This is a genomic window from Neohoeflea coraliihabitans (genome assembly GCF_019334345.1).
Taxonomy (GTDB): Bacteria; Pseudomonadota; Alphaproteobacteria; order Rhizobiales; family Rhizobiaceae; genus Pseudohoeflea; species Pseudohoeflea coraliihabitans.
On the sequence record NZ_JAHWQX010000001.1, the window covers coordinates 609,815 to 623,975 of the forward strand.

17 protein-coding genes are annotated in these 14,161 nt (G+C 61.8%); 15 read left to right on the forward strand and 2 right to left on the reverse strand.

From position 1 onward, the window contains the following. Positions 1-63 precede the first annotated feature (63 nt). The 11 genes from urtB (at position 64) to ureG (ending at position 9,836) form a co-directional block, all read left to right on the forward strand. Positions 64-1,692 carry an urea ABC transporter permease subunit UrtB gene (gene urtB, locus KY465_RS02885; protein ID WP_219158241.1) on the forward strand — a complete coding sequence of 543 codons (1,629 nt, stop codon included), beginning with the start codon at positions 64-66 and terminating at the stop codon, positions 1,690-1,692. Next, positions 1,689-2,861, forward strand: a complete 1,173-nt coding sequence (gene urtC, locus KY465_RS02890) for an urea ABC transporter permease subunit UrtC (RefSeq protein WP_219158243.1) — start codon at positions 1,689-1,691, stop codon at positions 2,859-2,861. Before urtB ends, urtC begins: the two co-directional genes overlap by 4 nt. Before the next feature lie 44 nt (positions 2,862-2,905). After that, a complete protein-coding gene (urtD, locus tag KY465_RS02895) occupies positions 2,906-3,691 on the forward strand; it encodes an urea ABC transporter ATP-binding protein UrtD (protein WP_219200748.1) in 786 nt (261 codons plus the stop codon). Position 3,692: 1 nt separating this feature from the next. Beyond that, on the forward strand, positions 3,693-4,388 hold the full coding sequence (gene urtE / locus KY465_RS02900; RefSeq protein WP_219158245.1) for an urea ABC transporter ATP-binding subunit UrtE: 696 nt from the start codon (positions 3,693-3,695) through the stop codon (positions 4,386-4,388). A 172-nt stretch (positions 4,389-4,560) separates the two neighbouring features. Further along, complete coding sequence (locus KY465_RS02905; protein WP_219158247.1) at positions 4,561-5,358, forward strand: urease accessory protein UreD; 798 nt, start codon at positions 4,561-4,563, stop codon at positions 5,356-5,358. A gap of 16 nt (positions 5,359-5,374) precedes the next feature. Next, complete coding sequence (locus tag KY465_RS02910) at positions 5,375-5,677, forward strand: urease subunit gamma (protein ID WP_219158249.1); 303 nt, start codon at positions 5,375-5,377, stop codon at positions 5,675-5,677. 161 nt (positions 5,678-5,838) lie between these two features. Next, complete coding sequence (locus KY465_RS02915) at positions 5,839-6,147, forward strand: urease subunit beta (RefSeq protein ID WP_219158251.1); 309 nt, start codon at positions 5,839-5,841, stop codon at positions 6,145-6,147. A gap of 92 nt (positions 6,148-6,239) precedes the next feature. Then, positions 6,240-7,952 (forward strand): urease subunit alpha, encoded by a 1,713-nt coding sequence (gene ureC, locus KY465_RS02920; RefSeq protein ID WP_219158253.1) that lies wholly within the window; start codon positions 6,240-6,242, stop codon positions 7,950-7,952. 24 nt (positions 7,953-7,976) lie between these two features. Continuing rightward, a complete protein-coding gene (locus KY465_RS02925) occupies positions 7,977-8,495 on the forward strand; it encodes an urease accessory protein UreE (RefSeq protein ID WP_219158255.1) in 519 nt (172 codons plus the stop codon). Then, positions 8,479-9,174 carry an urease accessory protein UreF gene (locus KY465_RS02930; RefSeq protein WP_255561397.1) on the forward strand — a complete coding sequence of 232 codons (696 nt, stop codon included), beginning with the start codon at positions 8,479-8,481 and terminating at the stop codon, positions 9,172-9,174. The genes KY465_RS02925 and KY465_RS02930 overlap by 17 nt, the downstream gene beginning before the upstream one ends. Then, positions 9,171-9,836, forward strand: a complete 666-nt coding sequence (ureG, locus tag KY465_RS02935; protein WP_219158257.1) for an urease accessory protein UreG — start codon at positions 9,171-9,173, stop codon at positions 9,834-9,836. The genes KY465_RS02930 and ureG overlap by 4 nt, the downstream gene beginning before the upstream one ends. A 133-nt stretch (positions 9,837-9,969) precedes the next feature. Here the strand turns inward: ureG and KY465_RS02940 are convergent, their stop codons facing one another. Then, a complete protein-coding gene (locus tag KY465_RS02940) occupies positions 9,970-10,551 on the reverse strand; it encodes a TetR/AcrR family transcriptional regulator (protein ID WP_219158259.1) in 582 nt (193 codons plus the stop codon). 135 nt (positions 10,552-10,686) lie between these two features. Here KY465_RS02940 and KY465_RS02945 point away from each other — a divergent pair, with 135 nt between their 5' ends. The 4 genes from KY465_RS02945 (at position 10,687) to KY465_RS02960 (ending at position 12,857) form a co-directional block, all read left to right on the forward strand. Continuing rightward, complete coding sequence (locus KY465_RS02945) at positions 10,687-11,151, forward strand: MAPEG family protein (RefSeq protein WP_219158261.1); 465 nt, start codon at positions 10,687-10,689, stop codon at positions 11,149-11,151. Between the two features lie 15 nt (positions 11,152-11,166). After that, a complete protein-coding gene (locus KY465_RS02950; protein ID WP_219158263.1) occupies positions 11,167-11,739 on the forward strand; it encodes a TetR family transcriptional regulator C-terminal domain-containing protein in 573 nt (190 codons plus the stop codon). A 255-nt stretch (positions 11,740-11,994) separates the two neighbouring features. Then, positions 11,995-12,303, forward strand: a complete 309-nt coding sequence (locus KY465_RS02955; RefSeq protein WP_219158265.1) for a type II toxin-antitoxin system TacA family antitoxin — start codon at positions 11,995-11,997, stop codon at positions 12,301-12,303. Next, the gene (locus KY465_RS02960) at positions 12,300-12,857 is read left to right on the forward strand and encodes a GNAT family N-acetyltransferase (RefSeq protein WP_219158267.1); all 558 of its coding nucleotides are present in this window, start codon (positions 12,300-12,302) and stop codon (positions 12,855-12,857) included. The genes KY465_RS02955 and KY465_RS02960 overlap by 4 nt, the downstream gene beginning before the upstream one ends. Before the next feature lie 483 nt (positions 12,858-13,340). Here KY465_RS02960 and KY465_RS02965 read toward each other — a convergent pair whose 3' ends face one another. Continuing rightward, positions 13,341-14,159, reverse strand: coding sequence for a hypothetical protein (locus tag KY465_RS02965; protein WP_219158269.1), 819 nt, complete (start codon positions 14,157-14,159; stop codon positions 13,341-13,343). Positions 14,160-14,161 lie beyond the last annotated feature (2 nt).

The following is a 14,161-nucleotide window of genomic DNA, read 5'->3' on the forward strand; positions in this document are numbered from 1 at the left end:
CGGGTCCGGAGGCTCTTCCCCGGCCTCTTTCCCCGGCTTCTCCGCATGAACGTGATCAAACGCATGACAGTCACAAGATCGATCGCCGCGCTTTTCGCCGTGCTCGCCGTCCTGCTCAGTCCATCGATGGCGACCGCCCAGGACAGCGATGTGGCGCTGCGCCAGGCCATTGCCGGTCTCGGCGCCGAAAAGGGCTACGCCCGCCTCAGGGAGGCGATCAATGTGGTGGCGCAGACCGGTGACCCGCGTGCGGCGCGCGTGCTCGGCGCTCTGACAGAAGGGGATGTCTACCGCCGGGCGGACGACGGCGCGGTTGTCATCGTCAGCGGCCGCGGCCAGCAGCTGACCCTGCACGATCCGGTCACCGGCGAGGCCATCGGCACGGCGCCGAAGTCGGCCCTCGACAAGGTGCGCGTCAACAACTCCGTGCGCCGCTCCGTCCGGGCAGCACTGGGCGGACTGACACTGGCGGCCGGCGATCCCGACATTCGGATGACGGCGGCGCGCACTCTTATCGCCACCCCGGACCCCGACAGCCTGGCGGCGATTGAAAAAGCAATCTCCGACGAGGAGGACGATGCGGTCCGCGACGCCCTCGAGAATGCCCGGGCCGGCGCGATCCTGTTTTCCGGCGCCGACCCCGAAACCAGGATCGCCGCCATCGAGACGATCCGCAACATGGGCGGCCAGCAGGCGCTCAGTCTTCTCGCCCGTATGCCGGCAAGCCCCGACCAAGGCGTCCTGCAGGCCGCCGAGGACGCCGCGGCATCGGTGCAAAAGCGCCTGCAATACTGGGGGCTGGGACAGAATATCTGGTACGGTGTGTCGCTCGGCTCTGTCCTCTTGCTTGCTGCGATCGGCCTGGCGATCACCTTCGGCGTCATGGGCGTCATCAACATGGCGCATGGCGAGATGGTCATGCTGGGCGCCTACACCACCTTCACCGTCCAGGAGGTGATGCGCACGAGTTTCCCGGGTCTGCTCGACTGGTCACTGCCGATCGCCCTGCCGCTGGCGTTTCTGGTCGCCGGTTCCGTCGGCTTTGCACTCGAACGCGGCGTCATCCGCTTTCTCTACGGCCGGCCGCTCGAAACGCTGCTCGCCACCTGGGGTGTCAGTCTCGTTCTGCAGCAATCGGTCCGCACCCTGTTCGGCCCCAGCAACCGTGAGGTGTCGAACCCGTCCTTCATGAGCGGCGCCTTTCAGCTTGGCGAGATTTCGGTCACCTGGAACCGCCTGTACATCGTCGTGTTCGCCCTCGTCGTCTTCGCCGTGCTTTTGTATGCGATCAACCGAACCTCGCTTGGCCTGCGCATGCGCGCCGTCACCCAGAACCGCCGCATGGCAGCGGCGATGGGCATTCGCACGCCCTGGGTCGATGCGCTGACCTTCGCGCTGGGATCCGGCATTGCCGGCATTGCCGGCGTCGCGCTGAGCCAGATCGACAATGTCTCTCCCAATCTTGGCCAGGGCTACATCATCGACAGTTTCATGGTGGTGGTGTTTGGCGGTGTCGGAAACCTGTGGGGGACACTAATCGCGGCTCTCAGCCTCGGCGTCGCGAACAAGTTTCTCGAACCCTTCGCCGGCGCCGTATTGGGCAAGATCCTTGTCCTGGTGTTCATCATCCTGTTCATCCAGCGGCGGCCGCGCGGGCTGTTCGCGCTCAAGGGCCGGGCGGTGGACGCATGATCACCGGATATTTCCTGCGCCAGGGCCTGAACCGCTGGATCATCGCCAGTCTCGTCGTCATCCTTGCCATCGGCATTCTGGTTCCGGCGGCCAACCTTCTGCTGCCGGCTGGCCATCCGCTGCATGTCCCGAGCTATATCGTGGCGCTGTTCGGCAAGTATCTTTGCTATGCGCTCCTGGCCCTTTCGCTCGATCTGGTGTGGGGCTATGTCGGCATCCTGTCGCTCGGCCACGGGGCGTTCTTCGCGCTTGGTGGCTATGCCATGGGCATGTATCTGATGCGGCAGATCGGCACCCGCGGCGTCTACGGAGACCCGACCCTTCCCGATTTCATGGTGTTTCTCAACTGGAAGGAACTGCCCTGGTTCTGGTCGGGCTTCGACCAGTTCTGGTTTGCCGCAATCATGGTCATGCTGGCCCCGGGCCTCCTGGCTTTCGTCTTCGGGTGGTTCGCCTTCCGAAGCCGCGTCACCGGCGTCTACCTGTCGATCATCACACAGGCGATGACCTATGCGCTGATGCTGGCCTTCTTCCGCAATGACATGGGCTTTGGCGGCAACAACGGCCTGACCGACTTCAAGGACATCCTCGGCTACTCGATCCAGTCCGACCAGACGCGGGCCGCGCTGTTCCTGTCCTCCGCCGTGGCGCTGGCACTTGGCGTGCTGCTGGTCGGCGCGCTCGGCGCCAGCCGCTACGGCAAGCTGATGGTTGCCGTTCGCGATGCCGAGGATCGAACCCGCTTCCTCGGCTACCGGCCGGAATTCGTCAAGCTGTTCGCCTTTACCGCATCGGCTGTCATGGCCGGCATCGCCGGCGCCCTGTATGTGCCGCAGGTCGGCATCATCAACCCCGGCGAGTTCGCGCCGGCCAATTCCATCGAGATCGTCATCTGGACCGCCGTCGGTGGACGCGGCACGATCATCGGCCCGATCATCGGCGCCATCCTGGTCAATGCCGGCAAGAGCGCCTTCACCGGGCTGTTTCCCGAATACTGGCTGTTTGCGCTTGGCGCCCTGTTCATCGCCGTGACGCTGTTCCTGCCCAAAGGCATCGTCGGCACGGCCATGCATGGCTGGGACGCCCTGCAGCGCCTGCGGGCGGCAAGACGCCACGAGGAAGGCCGCCATGATGGCCCAGCCGCATCCCAACCGGAGGCCGCCGAATGAGCGAGACCGCATTGGCCCTGGCCGAACCCGATGAGCCCGACGTGATGACCGGAGCCGAGGTCGCGGCTTCTGGCAAACCGGCCGGCCACCGCGAAGACACGATCCTCTATCTCGACGGTGTCTCGGTGTCCTTCGACGGTTTCAAGGCGATCAACAATCTGTCGTTCCTGTTGCGCGAAGGCGAGATGCGAGCCGTCATCGGTCCGAACGGCGCCGGCAAAACCACGATGATGGACATCATCACCGGCAAGACAAGACCGGACGAAGGCGAGGTCTTCTTTAACGGAAACGTCGACCTCACCCGCCACGACGAACCGGCCATCGCCACCATGGGCATCGGTCGCAAGTTCCAGAAGCCGACGGTGTTCGAGGGGCATACCGTCGACGACAATCTCGCCCTGGCGCTCTCTGGCGTGCGGTCGATCTTCGCATCCCTCGCGCATCGCCGGACGATCGAGGAAGAGCGGCGAATCGTCGAAATACTCGAGACGACGCGGCTTTCGCATCTGCGTCACACCAGCGCCGCCAGCCTGTCGCACGGCCAGAAACAATGGCTGGAGATCGGCATGCTGCTGGCGCAGTCGCCGAAGGTGTTGCTCGTCGATGAACCGGTCGCAGGCATGACCGATGCGGAAACCGCGGAGACGGCCCGGCTGTTGCGCGACATCGCCCGGAGCCATTCGGTGGTGGTCGTCGAACATGACATGGGGTTCGTGCGCGATCTCGGCGTCAAGGTCACCTGCCTGCACGAGGGATCCGTATTGTCGGAAGGAACGATCGATCACGTTTCCGCCGATCCGAAGGTTATCGAAGTCTATCTGGGGCGCTGACATGCTGATCATCGACAATGCTCGCCTGCACTATGGCGCCGCCGAAGCGCTGCGCGGCGTTTCGCTAGAAGCCGAACCGGCAACGATCACCTGCATTTTGGGTCGCAACGGCGTCGGCAAGACCTCGTTGATGCGGGCGATCGTCGGCCATCATCCGCTCACCTCCGGCACGATCCGCTTCAACGGCGAAGTCTTCGCGCGGCGGCCCGCCTACGATCGTGCCCGCGCCGGCATCGGCTTCGTACCGCAGGGCCGTGAAATCTTTCCATTGCTGACCGTCAGGGAAAATCTGCAGACGGGCTATGCCGGTCTGCCCCGTTCCGAGCGCCACATCCCGGATACCGTATTCGAGCTGTTTCCGGTCTTGAAGGACATGCTGAACCGTCGCGGCGGCGATCTGTCGGGCGGTCAGCAGCAGCAGCTGGCCATCGGCCGTGCGCTCGTCACACGCCCCAAGCTCCTCGCCCTCGATGAGCCGACGGAGGGGATACAACCTTCGATCATCAAGGATATCGGCCGCGCGCTGACCTTCCTGCGCGATGAATTCGGCATGGCGATCCTGCTCGTCGAGCAGTATCTCGACTTTTGCCGAGGCCTGGCCGACAGCGTCAGCATTCTCGATCGCGGCGTCGTCGTGCATCAGGGCGTTGCCGAGGATCTCGATCGTCCCGAGGTGCGGGCTCATCTGACCGTATGAAGCGCGCCCTTCAAGTTTTGCCGGACCGGTTCGGCTTTTTGATTGACGCAGTCGCGGCCGAGTGGTGCGATGGCCGGACGGACGAGGAGGCTCGGCAGACACCATGACGGTCCAGCCCGCATCGCATCATTTCGATCCTGCTGCCCCTGGCCCGGCGGAGGCCCTTCCTCGCATGCAGCGCAGCACAGGGCGCGGACGCCTTTCCGTCAAGGCGGACGCTTCGGGTCGGACTCGCCTGTGCGAGCTCTTTCAGGAGGGTTCGGCGCGCATCCGCACACCCAACAGCCATTCCGGCGCACACATGCAAGCCGTCCTGCTCAACACGTCGGGAGGCATGACCGGTGGCGACAGCCTCGACTGGCATGTCGAAGCGCAGCAAGCCACCCACCTGAGCGTGGCAACGCAGACGGCGGAACGGCTCTACCGGACAACGGCCGATACAGCCCGCCTCGATATCCGGCTGGAGGCCGCGCAACAATCGGCACTGCACTGGCTGGCGCAGGAAACCATCCTGTTCAACGAGGGTGGGTTGCAGCGCACGATCTCCGCTCATCTGGCGGCGGACGCCGAATTGCTGATTTGCGAGCCGGTGATCTACGGCCGCGCCGCAATGGGCGAAACGGTCACCCGCGGTACGTTGCGGGATGACTGGCGCATCTACCGTGATGGCCGGCTGATCCATGCCGAGGCCTTCCGGCTGGATGGGGCCATCGCGGCGCGCCTCGACCATGCCGCGATCGCCGGCGGAGCGCGGGCGGCGGCGACCGTGGCGCTGTTTTCCATGCGCGGCGAAGGCCTCATGGACCAGGTGCGCGCCATCATCGGCCCGGCAGGCGGCGCCTCCCACCTTCACGGCAAGCTGCTGTGCCGGTTGCTGGCGCCCGACGCGCTGGCTCTGCGCAAGCGGCTCATCCCCCTTCTTTCGGCATTGCGTGGCGGCCATGCCCTGCCGCGCTGCTGGCACTGCTGACCACGAGAGGACACTCATGCTGCTCACACCCCGCGAAAAGGACAAGCTGCTCATCGCCATGGCCGCACAGGTGGCGCGACGGCGGCTCGAACGCGGCGTCAGGCTCAACCACCCCGAAGCGGTGGCGCTGATCACCGATTTCGTTGTCGAAGGCGCCCGCGACGGACGGTCTGTCGCCGATCTGATGGCAGCCGGCGCCAGCGTGATCTCGCGTGACCAGGTGATGGAGGGCATCGCCGAGATGATCCGCGACATTCAGGTGGAAGCGACTTTCCCCGACGGGACCAAGCTGGTGACCGTGCATGAACCAATCCGCTGACCCGCATCCCGCCGGCCAACACGGTCCGGCGGGGACCGATGCTGATCTTGGCGATTTAATGCACCGACCGAGGAGAGAGCAATGAGAATGAGACCCGACCTTTGCGAAACTGCCGCCGCCCGGCGACCAAGCGGGCCGATGGCCCGGACGGAGGCCACCCGATGATTCCCGGCGAGATCCTGACGGCTGAAGGCGACCTGATCCTCAATGACGGCGCGGAAAGCATCACGCTGCTGGTCGCAAACACCGGTGACCGGCCGATACAGGTGGGCAGCCACTACCATTTTGCCGAGACCAACCCCGGATTGTCATTCGACCGTGAGCGCGCTTACGCCATGCGCCTTGATATCGCGGCCGGCACGGCGGTGCGGTTCGAACCCGGCCAGCAGCGCGAAGTGAGGCTCGTCCCCTTCTCAGGACACCGCCGCATCGTCGGATTTCGCGGCGAGACGATGGGGGCCGCGCCATGATCGGCTCTTATCCGGCGCAACCTTCACCGGTGCCGCCATCTCGTTGCGCTGCCTGCCTGCCGACACACACCGACTGAGAAAGAATCACGATCATGCCGACGACGATCCCCCGCACCGCCTATGCCGACATGTACGGTCCGACCACCGGCGACCGGGTCCGCCTCGCCGACACCGAACTTTTCATCGAAGTCGAGCGTGATTTCACCACCTATGGCGAGGAGGTCAAGTTCGGCGGTGGCAAGGTGATCCGCGACGGCATGGGCCAGGGACAGTCGAGCCGGGCCGAGGGGGCCGTGGACACGGTCATCACCAACGCCCTGATCGTCGACTGGACCGGCATCTACAAGGCCGACATCGGCCTGAAGGACGGACGCATCGCCGCGATCGGCAAGGCCGGCAACCCGGACACCCAGCCCGGCGTCGACATCGTCATCGGGCCGGGCACCGAAGCCATCGCCGCCGAAGGCCGCATTCTGACCGCCGGGGCCATTGATTCCCATATTCATTTCATCTGCCCGCAGCAGATCGAAGAGGCGCTGATGAGCGGCGTGACGACAATGATCGGCGGCGGCACGGGTCCGGCGCATGGCACGCTGGCCACGACCTGCACACCCGGACCCTGGCACATCGCCCGCATGATCGAGGCGGCCGACGCCTTTCCGATGAACCTCGCCTTCGCCGGCAAGGGCAATGCGTCTGAGCCGGCGGCGCTGGAGGAAATGGTGCGCGGCGGTGCCGCAGCCCTGAAACTGCATGAGGACTGGGGCACCACGCCGCAAGCGATCCGCACCTGCCTTTCGGTCTGCGATGATTTCGACATCCAGGCGATGATTCACACCGACACGCTGAACGAAAGCGGTTTTGTCGAAAGCACCATCGAAGCGATCGCCGGGCGCACCATTCACGCCTTTCACACCGAAGGCGCCGGCGGCGGCCATGCGCCCGACATCATCAAGGTCGCGGGCCTCTCCAACATCATTCCCAGCTCGACCAATCCGACGCGTCCCTATACCGGCAACACCATCGCCGAGCACCTGGACATGCTGATGGTCTGCCACCACCTGGACGGCAATATTCCCGAGGATGTCGCCTTTGCCGAGAGCCGCATCCGCAAGGAAACCATCGCCGCCGAGGATATCCTGCACGATCTCGGTGCTTTCTCGATCATCGCTTCCGACAGCCAGGCAATGGGCCGCGTCGGCGAAGTGATCATCCGCACCTTCCAGACCGCCGACAAGATGAAGCGCCAGCGCGGACGCCTGCCGGGCGAAGCCGGCGAGAACGACAATCTGCGGGTCCGCCGCTACATCGCCAAGGTGACGATCAATCCGGCCATCGCGCACGGGCTGAGCCGGAACACCGGCTCCGTGGAAGTCGGCAAGCGCGCCGATCTGGTGATGTGGCACCCGGCGTTTTTCGGCGTCAAGCCGGAAATGGTGCTGATCGGCGGCATGATCGCCGCCGCCCCGATGGGTGATCCGAACGCGTCAATTCCGACCCCGCAGCCGGTTCACATGCGGCCGATGTTCGGCGCTTTCGGCAAGGCTCTGACCCAGTCCTCGGTGACCTTCGTCAGCCAGGCGGCGCTCGATGACGACCTGCCGAGCCGGCTCGGTACGGCCAAGCGGATGCTGGCTGTGGAAAACACCCGCGGCGCAATCGGCAAGGCGGCCATGAAGCTGAACGACGCCACCCCGCAGATCGACGTTGATCCCGAGACCTACGAGGTGCGCGCGGACGGTGAATTGCTGACCTGCGAACCGGCAACCGTGCTGCCGATGGCGCAGCGCTACTTCCTGTTTTGAACCTGCAAACCGGCTGGTGCCCTGATGACCCTCGTGACCTGCAGAACCCTTATTGATCCGGCCGCCGGCAACGCCGTGCCCTGCGACAGTATTACGCTCGATGAGACCGCCCGCCACCGCCGCAGGGCGAAACTGATCTCGGACGGCGGGACCGAGTTCCTGCTCGACCTGCCGCACGCCCGGCTGTTGCGACAGGGCGATGGCCTGCTGCTCGACGACGGACGCATCATCAAGGTCCACGCCGCCCCCGAAGACCTCGTCGCAGTGCGTGGTCGCGACCGGCGCCACCTGCTCGCTTTGGCCTGGCAGATCGGCAACCGTCATTTGGCGGCGCAGATCGACGAACATCGTATTCTCATCCGCCGCGATCCGGTGATCGAGGCCATGCTGACCGGGCTCGGCGCGGAACTTGATTTCCTGGAGGCTGCGTTCAATCCCGAGGGCGGTGCTTATGATGCTCCGGCTGCCGGCCATTCCCATTCGCACGCACATCCTCACACGCATTCTCACGCGGAAGAGCACCCCCATGAACGCGATGCGTGAAGCCGATGCCACAGGCCCGGCTCCGGCGGCGGCTCTCCTCACCCTTTTGTCCTGGCTGTCGCCGGCCTTTCCCACCGGCGGCTTTGCCTATTCAGCGGGCCTCGAGACAGCCGTGCTGGAAGCACGCCTCATCCATCCCGCGGCGCTTGAAGAGAGGCTGCAAACCCTCCTCGAGCACGGTGCCGCCTGGAACGATGCGGTCCTTCTCGCCGCCGCGAACCGGGCCGCAGATGACGAGGGTGAGCTCGCGGAAATCAGCGCTCTTGCCGTGGCACTTTGCGGCTCGTTCGAGCGGCTGCGCGAAACGCAGGATCAGGGAGAGGCGTTCCGCCTCGCCGCCAGCCCCTGGACAGAAAGCGCAATGCCGGCTCTGCCGCACGGCACCCCGTTTCCGGTGGTTCTCGGCGTGGCGGCGGCGCATTGCCGGCTGGGGCTCGATCAGACCCTTGCCGCATTCCTGCACGCCTTCGTCTCGGCGCAATTGCAGGCGGCGATCCGGCTGTCGCTCACCGGCCAGACCGGAGCGGCCAGTATCCTCGCACGTCTTGAAGCGGTCATTGGCACCCATGCGGCGCGCGCCGCCACCGCGACGCTTGACGACATCGGCACCGCAACGCTCGCCGCCGAGATCGATGCGCTGCGCCACGAAACCCTGCCTGGAAGGCTTTTCCTGTCATGACCAACGCGCCCTCGCCCCACCCGCCCCTCCCTCTCCACGGCACGCCCGGCTCCGTCTCACCGCATGGTCCACTGCGCGTCGGTATCGGCGGTCCTGTCGGCTCCGGCAAGACAACCCTGACGGCACGCCTGTGCGAAGCGCTGCGCCAGGATATCGATATCGGGGTGGTCACCAACGATATCTACACGCGCGAGGATGCCGAGGCGCTGGTGCGCATGCAGGCGCTCTCCTCCGAGCGCATCGAGGGAGTCGAGACGGGCGGCTGTCCGCATACGGCAATCCGCGAGGACGCCTCGATCAATCTGCGGGCGATCGAGCGGCTGAAACAACGCAATCCGGGCCTGCAACTGGTGCTGATCGAAAGCGGCGGCGACAATCTGGCAGCCACCTTTTCCCCCGATCTCGCCGATCTGACGATCTATGTCATCAGTGTCTGCCAGGGCGACGACATCCCGCGCAAGGGCGGGCCGGCGATCACTCGCAGTGATCTCCTGATCGTCAACAAGGCCGATCTGGCGCCGCATGTCGGAGCCGACCTCGAGCGCATGCAAAGCGACGCCGAAGCGGCGCGCGGCGACCGGCCGACGATCTTCAGCGACCTGCGCAATGGCCAGGGAACACGAGAGATCGTCGATTGGCTGAAGGACAATGGCGGCCTGTGATGTCGCGCTTGAGATTGGCGCGCGCTTGACTGCGTGGATCTGAGATATGTCCGATCGCGAGCTTGAGGAACCACGACCCCTTACCGACGGGATCGCAGCCCTGTTTCTCTGCGCTCGCTGGCGGTCTTCTCACCTATTCCGTCAAAGTGGTGATCAAAGCGTCTATCAGGTCAGCTTGTGAGTGTTTCAGTGGATCGCGCAATGCATCCGACAATGCGCACATGAGAACCAGCCCCAGAACTGCGGAATGGATGACAACAGCCTTTTTGCGCGCCGCTTTCTGGTCTTCACCAAGATGATCGGCAAGCATGCCGTATAGGCGATTGGTCACGCTGTAGATTTCCTCGCCTGCAACAAAGCTGCCTGAAATATCTGACTTGAGTTGGGTCGTTTGCAGCGCAAGGTACATCATTCGAAACCGATCCAGATCCGCCAGATGAAACGCGGCAATAGCGCGAACAAAAGACCCAATCGCCTCATTTTTGTTCGTGGCGTCGGACACGGCTTCTTCCGCAGCGCGAGTTTCCGCTTCAAGCCAGGGCAAAAACATCGCAACCAACAGATCGCGCTTGGTTGGATACCAGTACAGAACCGCCTGTTTCGATCGACCGATATGCCGTGCGATCGCATCGAACGAAACGGCGCCAAGTCCTTCTTCGGCAATGATTTTTCGGGCGATCGCGAGAATTTCCTGCCCGGTATTCGAACTTTTCATAAGGGCATCCCTTGACGACTTACCATTGGTAAGTATGCTTGCTTACCAATGGTAAGTAAAGCACGTTCCGCGTCGACGCCACCAACTTGACCGTCGCATCGGAAATGCGCTTACGAGCCCCAAGGGAGGGAGATCATGAACCTACTCACCATGGAAAACCCGGTTTTCGAAGTTTACGTCATCGCAGCTGCGATCATGGCGCTGAAAATCATGCTCCAGGGTTGGATGACAGTCTTCCGGATGCTCAAAAGCAATTCCGGTCTCGCAAGCCCGGAAGACTTGCAGAAGGGCCTGATCAACAAGGATCCAAATCCGAAACAACTGGAAATCAACGACTATGTCGACCGCTCCCGCCGGATGCATAGAAACGACCTTGAAAATATTCCGGCCTTTTTCGCAGCCGGCTTGTTGTTCGTGGTCGTGGACCCGGCATTGTGGCTGGCACAGCTCCTGATGTTTGGATTTGTGTTGGCGAGGCTGGCGCATTTCGCCGCCTACGCAACCAAACAAACGCACGAGGTCCGGGCCACATTCTACACCATCGGATCCTTGATCGTGATCTACATGGCGGCTCATGCTCTTTGGCAGGCATTGACCTGACATCTTCGCGACCAGATGCCGACGGGGTTGGATGCGATCGATCTGCCGCGACCCACACCCCAGCCTGCATCCACTGGCCTTGAGGAAATTTTGGAAAATGCCAAAATTCCGAAAGGCTCCTTCTATTATTACTTTGAAAGCAAGACCCGTTTCGGGCTTGCGGTTATCGACAACTACAGCGAGATCTGGGCGCGAAAGCTCGAACGGCTACTAAAGGATCAATCCGTCCCTCCTCTGCGTCGCATCGAGAATTACATCGACGAAGGCATTCATGGACTGAAAAAGTATTCCTTCAAACGAGGATGTCTTGTCGGCAATATGGGTCAGGAAATGGCCGCCCTGGACAACGAATTTCGCTTCCGAATTCTGGCCGTTCTCTCCTCCTGGGCCGAGCGACTGTCCGAATGTCTTGAAGAAGCGCGACAAAGCGGCGAAATCGATAAGGACATGGATGTCGATATCGTAGCCAAGTTCTTCTGGTCCGCCTGGGAAGGAACGATCTTGCAGGCGAAACTTGAAAATTCCACCGAGCCGCTGGAACGGTTTCGCACCGTTATGTTTCGTTATGTGTTTTTGGCGAAGCCGTGATCGGATGCAATGCAGAACGACAATTGTTGCAATTAGCCCCCCTTAAATAATAGGAAAACTCACGTCTGCAGGAGAGGGTCGGGGCACGATACTCGCCACGGGTTTCAGGACTGCCCAAACCCTGCCCCGACAGGCGGACCGTCGTCTCCGCGTGTCGAACCTCCGAGCGTATGTATCTGAAAATCTTACAAGGCATTGTAATGTACGCCTTAGTGACGTACATTGCGTATAGACAGAGTTCTTAGGAGAACGGCCATGCGCGCGTTCAACGACACCACAAAAGAGATTGACGAGCGGGCAAGCGAGCGGATGAATTTCCGCACCAAGCCGCATATCAAGCAAGCGATCAAGCGCGCGGCAGCTCTTAGCGGCGTGGATGATAGCGTGTTCACGATGAATGCCGCCTATCAGTCTGCGCTCAAAACGATCTCCGCGCATGAGCGCACGGTGCTGGAGCCGGTCGATCATGCCGCGTTCTTTGGTGCGCTCGACACACCACCGCAACCGACCGAGAAGCTGAAGGGCGCATTTGCCCGCCATAGATCGCGCGTCTTGTCGAAGTGACCGGAGACGTCCCTCGAAGAAGCACGATAGAGCCGTTCGATCCAGACAAGCACGATCGGACGGCTTTTTCCTGTGGTGTCGAGCAGGTCGACAACTTCTTCAAAAAGACGGCGAACAAGCTGGCGAAGGCGGACAATGCGCGCGTCTATGTGATGACCGCGCCGAATGGTGAGGTGATCGGCTTCTATGCGCTCAATGCCCATGCGGTCGACTATCAGGATTTGCCGAAAAGGTACGCCCGGACACGACCTGCGCATGGCTCCATTCCGGCGGCGTTCCTGTCCATGTTCGGGGTGGATCAGCGTTACACTGGTCAGGGTTTAGGTGGCGATCTTCTGGTCGATGCGCTGCTGCGTGTCGAACAGGCCGCGGCGCATGTGGGGATCGCTGTTGTGGTTCTAGATGTATTGGACGATGGAAATCCCGAGCTCGTCGAACGGCGGATCAAGCTCTACGCGGACTATGGTTTCCGCCCCTTGCCGACAAACCCGCTTCGCATGTTTCTGCCGGTAGCGACCGTGCGCTCACTGTTTAAAGACGGGGAAGGGGCTTAGTATTAATCGCTTATCAGCCTCGCGGTGCCAAACTGACCTGAAATCCGCCTGTCCACCCTGTTGCTGCTGTGGGACGATAAACCCCATGCGCACCCCCACAGTCTCAGCAGAAATCACATCAGAAAAACAAGAGCTTGCGCAGAGATGGAGAGGTCAATTCAGACACGCCGCCACAATCCGTCCGCGTATCGACCATTCTAAGATACTATTTTACCTGCTAAATTCCCGACCCCGGAAATATTTGCACCCCCGAATATAGGGTTATGATAAAGCGTCACATCTTGATTGTTTCGCCACAAATGGCCCCGAACCGTTTCATTAACCGGTTGATTGCATTCAGAAAAGGGTCGCCGAACCGACGCAAGCAGCTTCATAACATTGCATTCAAGCCCACCGGCAATTGCACCCCACTTGCAACCCAGCGGCGATCGGCTCGAGGGCAGACGGTGTCGGTCTGCACAGGCGGGTGGTCCGCGACCCGTCTTAGAGCCAATCGTTGGATAGCGGATAGCGGGTGCCCAGCATGTAGATACCGCTGTGCACGTCCAGCAGACTCCACCCAGACAGGCCTTTCCTGAATTCTGCCATTAGGGCATTGTTCTCGTAGATTGAGCCGGGTTCAAAAGCTTGGTCATCAAGTTCGCTCCCAGACGGCTTGCTTGAAAGCAAATGCGCACCATGCAGAATGGACATTCCCATATAAATGGGGCCTCCGGGGGGAAGCATAACCTCTCGCTCAAGGTCTGCTGCGAGTGAAGGATTTGTGAACAGCGCAACCATAAACATGGCTGTCGCATTCCAACTGCCAATATACCTTGGGCGGTTTGAGTTCGGTCCCAACAAGGGTGATAGCCACCTCTCTTGAGCACGCCCGATCTTAACCAGATCGGTTGGGATCGTTTCTGGAAGCTTAACCTTTTGAAACATCAGGTAGCCGCCCCGAAGGGATTGCTCGATAGGTGTGGGGCCGCGCTCGAAATGAAAAGTCGTCGCGTATTCCAGCGCAGAACTGTCTAGAGTTTCGAGAGCGGTTGTCGCGGCTTCGGTGAAGTCGTCCTCAATCTTAGCGAGGTGCCCCCACCCTAGACCGACGGCAAAACAGACCTTCCACGGGTCTCTATCAGAAAATTTCGTCAGCTGATCTTTGATTTCGGCTAAAGCAAACTTATTAAGTTTTTTGCTTCCTGAGAATAGGAGCTGCTGCACCTTTGAGCGCGCAGGGCCTCCCTTCATTCCGCCACCCTTATCACAGAGCTCGTTAAACTCCCTCTGGAGATCGTTGATCGGTTTTGCAATCTTCATCG

Excerpts from the sequence above, each read along its gene's own strand:
- KY465_RS02910 (WP_219158249.1), top strand. The coding sequence starts at position 5,375 with ATGCTGCTCACACCCCGCGAAAAGGACAAGCTGCTCATCGCCATGGCC.
- KY465_RS02940 (WP_219158259.1), bottom strand. The coding sequence starts at position 10,551 with ATGAAAAGTTCGAATACCGGGCAGGAAATTCTCGCGATCGCCCGAAAA.
- KY465_RS02925 (WP_219158255.1), top strand. The coding sequence starts at position 7,977 with ATGACCCTCGTGACCTGCAGAACCCTTATTGATCCGGCCGCCGGCAAC.
- KY465_RS02930 (WP_255561397.1), top strand. The coding sequence starts at position 8,479 with ATGAACGCGATGCGTGAAGCCGATGCCACAGGCCCGGCTCCGGCGGCG.
- KY465_RS02905 (WP_219158247.1), top strand. The coding sequence starts at position 4,561 with ATGCAGCGCAGCACAGGGCGCGGACGCCTTTCCGTCAAGGCGGACGCT.
- ureC (WP_219158253.1), top strand. The coding sequence starts at position 6,240 with ATGCCGACGACGATCCCCCGCACCGCCTATGCCGACATGTACGGTCCG.
- KY465_RS02965 (WP_219158269.1), bottom strand. The coding sequence starts at position 14,159 with ATGAAGATTGCAAAACCGATCAACGATCTCCAGAGGGAGTTTAACGAG.
- ureG (WP_219158257.1), top strand. The coding sequence starts at position 9,171 with ATGACCAACGCGCCCTCGCCCCACCCGCCCCTCCCTCTCCACGGCACG.
- KY465_RS02950 (WP_219158263.1), top strand. The coding sequence starts at position 11,167 with ATGCCGACGGGGTTGGATGCGATCGATCTGCCGCGACCCACACCCCAG.
- urtC (WP_219158243.1), top strand. The coding sequence starts at position 1,689 with ATGATCACCGGATATTTCCTGCGCCAGGGCCTGAACCGCTGGATCATC.
- KY465_RS02915 (WP_219158251.1), top strand. The coding sequence starts at position 5,839 with ATGATTCCCGGCGAGATCCTGACGGCTGAAGGCGACCTGATCCTCAAT.
- KY465_RS02945 (WP_219158261.1), top strand. The coding sequence starts at position 10,687 with ATGAACCTACTCACCATGGAAAACCCGGTTTTCGAAGTTTACGTCATC.
- urtE (WP_219158245.1), top strand. The coding sequence starts at position 3,693 with ATGCTGATCATCGACAATGCTCGCCTGCACTATGGCGCCGCCGAAGCG.
- urtB (WP_219158241.1), top strand. The coding sequence starts at position 64 with ATGACAGTCACAAGATCGATCGCCGCGCTTTTCGCCGTGCTCGCCGTC.
- urtD (WP_219200748.1), top strand. The coding sequence starts at position 2,906 with ATGACCGGAGCCGAGGTCGCGGCTTCTGGCAAACCGGCCGGCCACCGC.
- KY465_RS02955 (WP_219158265.1), top strand. The coding sequence starts at position 11,995 with ATGCGCGCGTTCAACGACACCACAAAAGAGATTGACGAGCGGGCAAGC.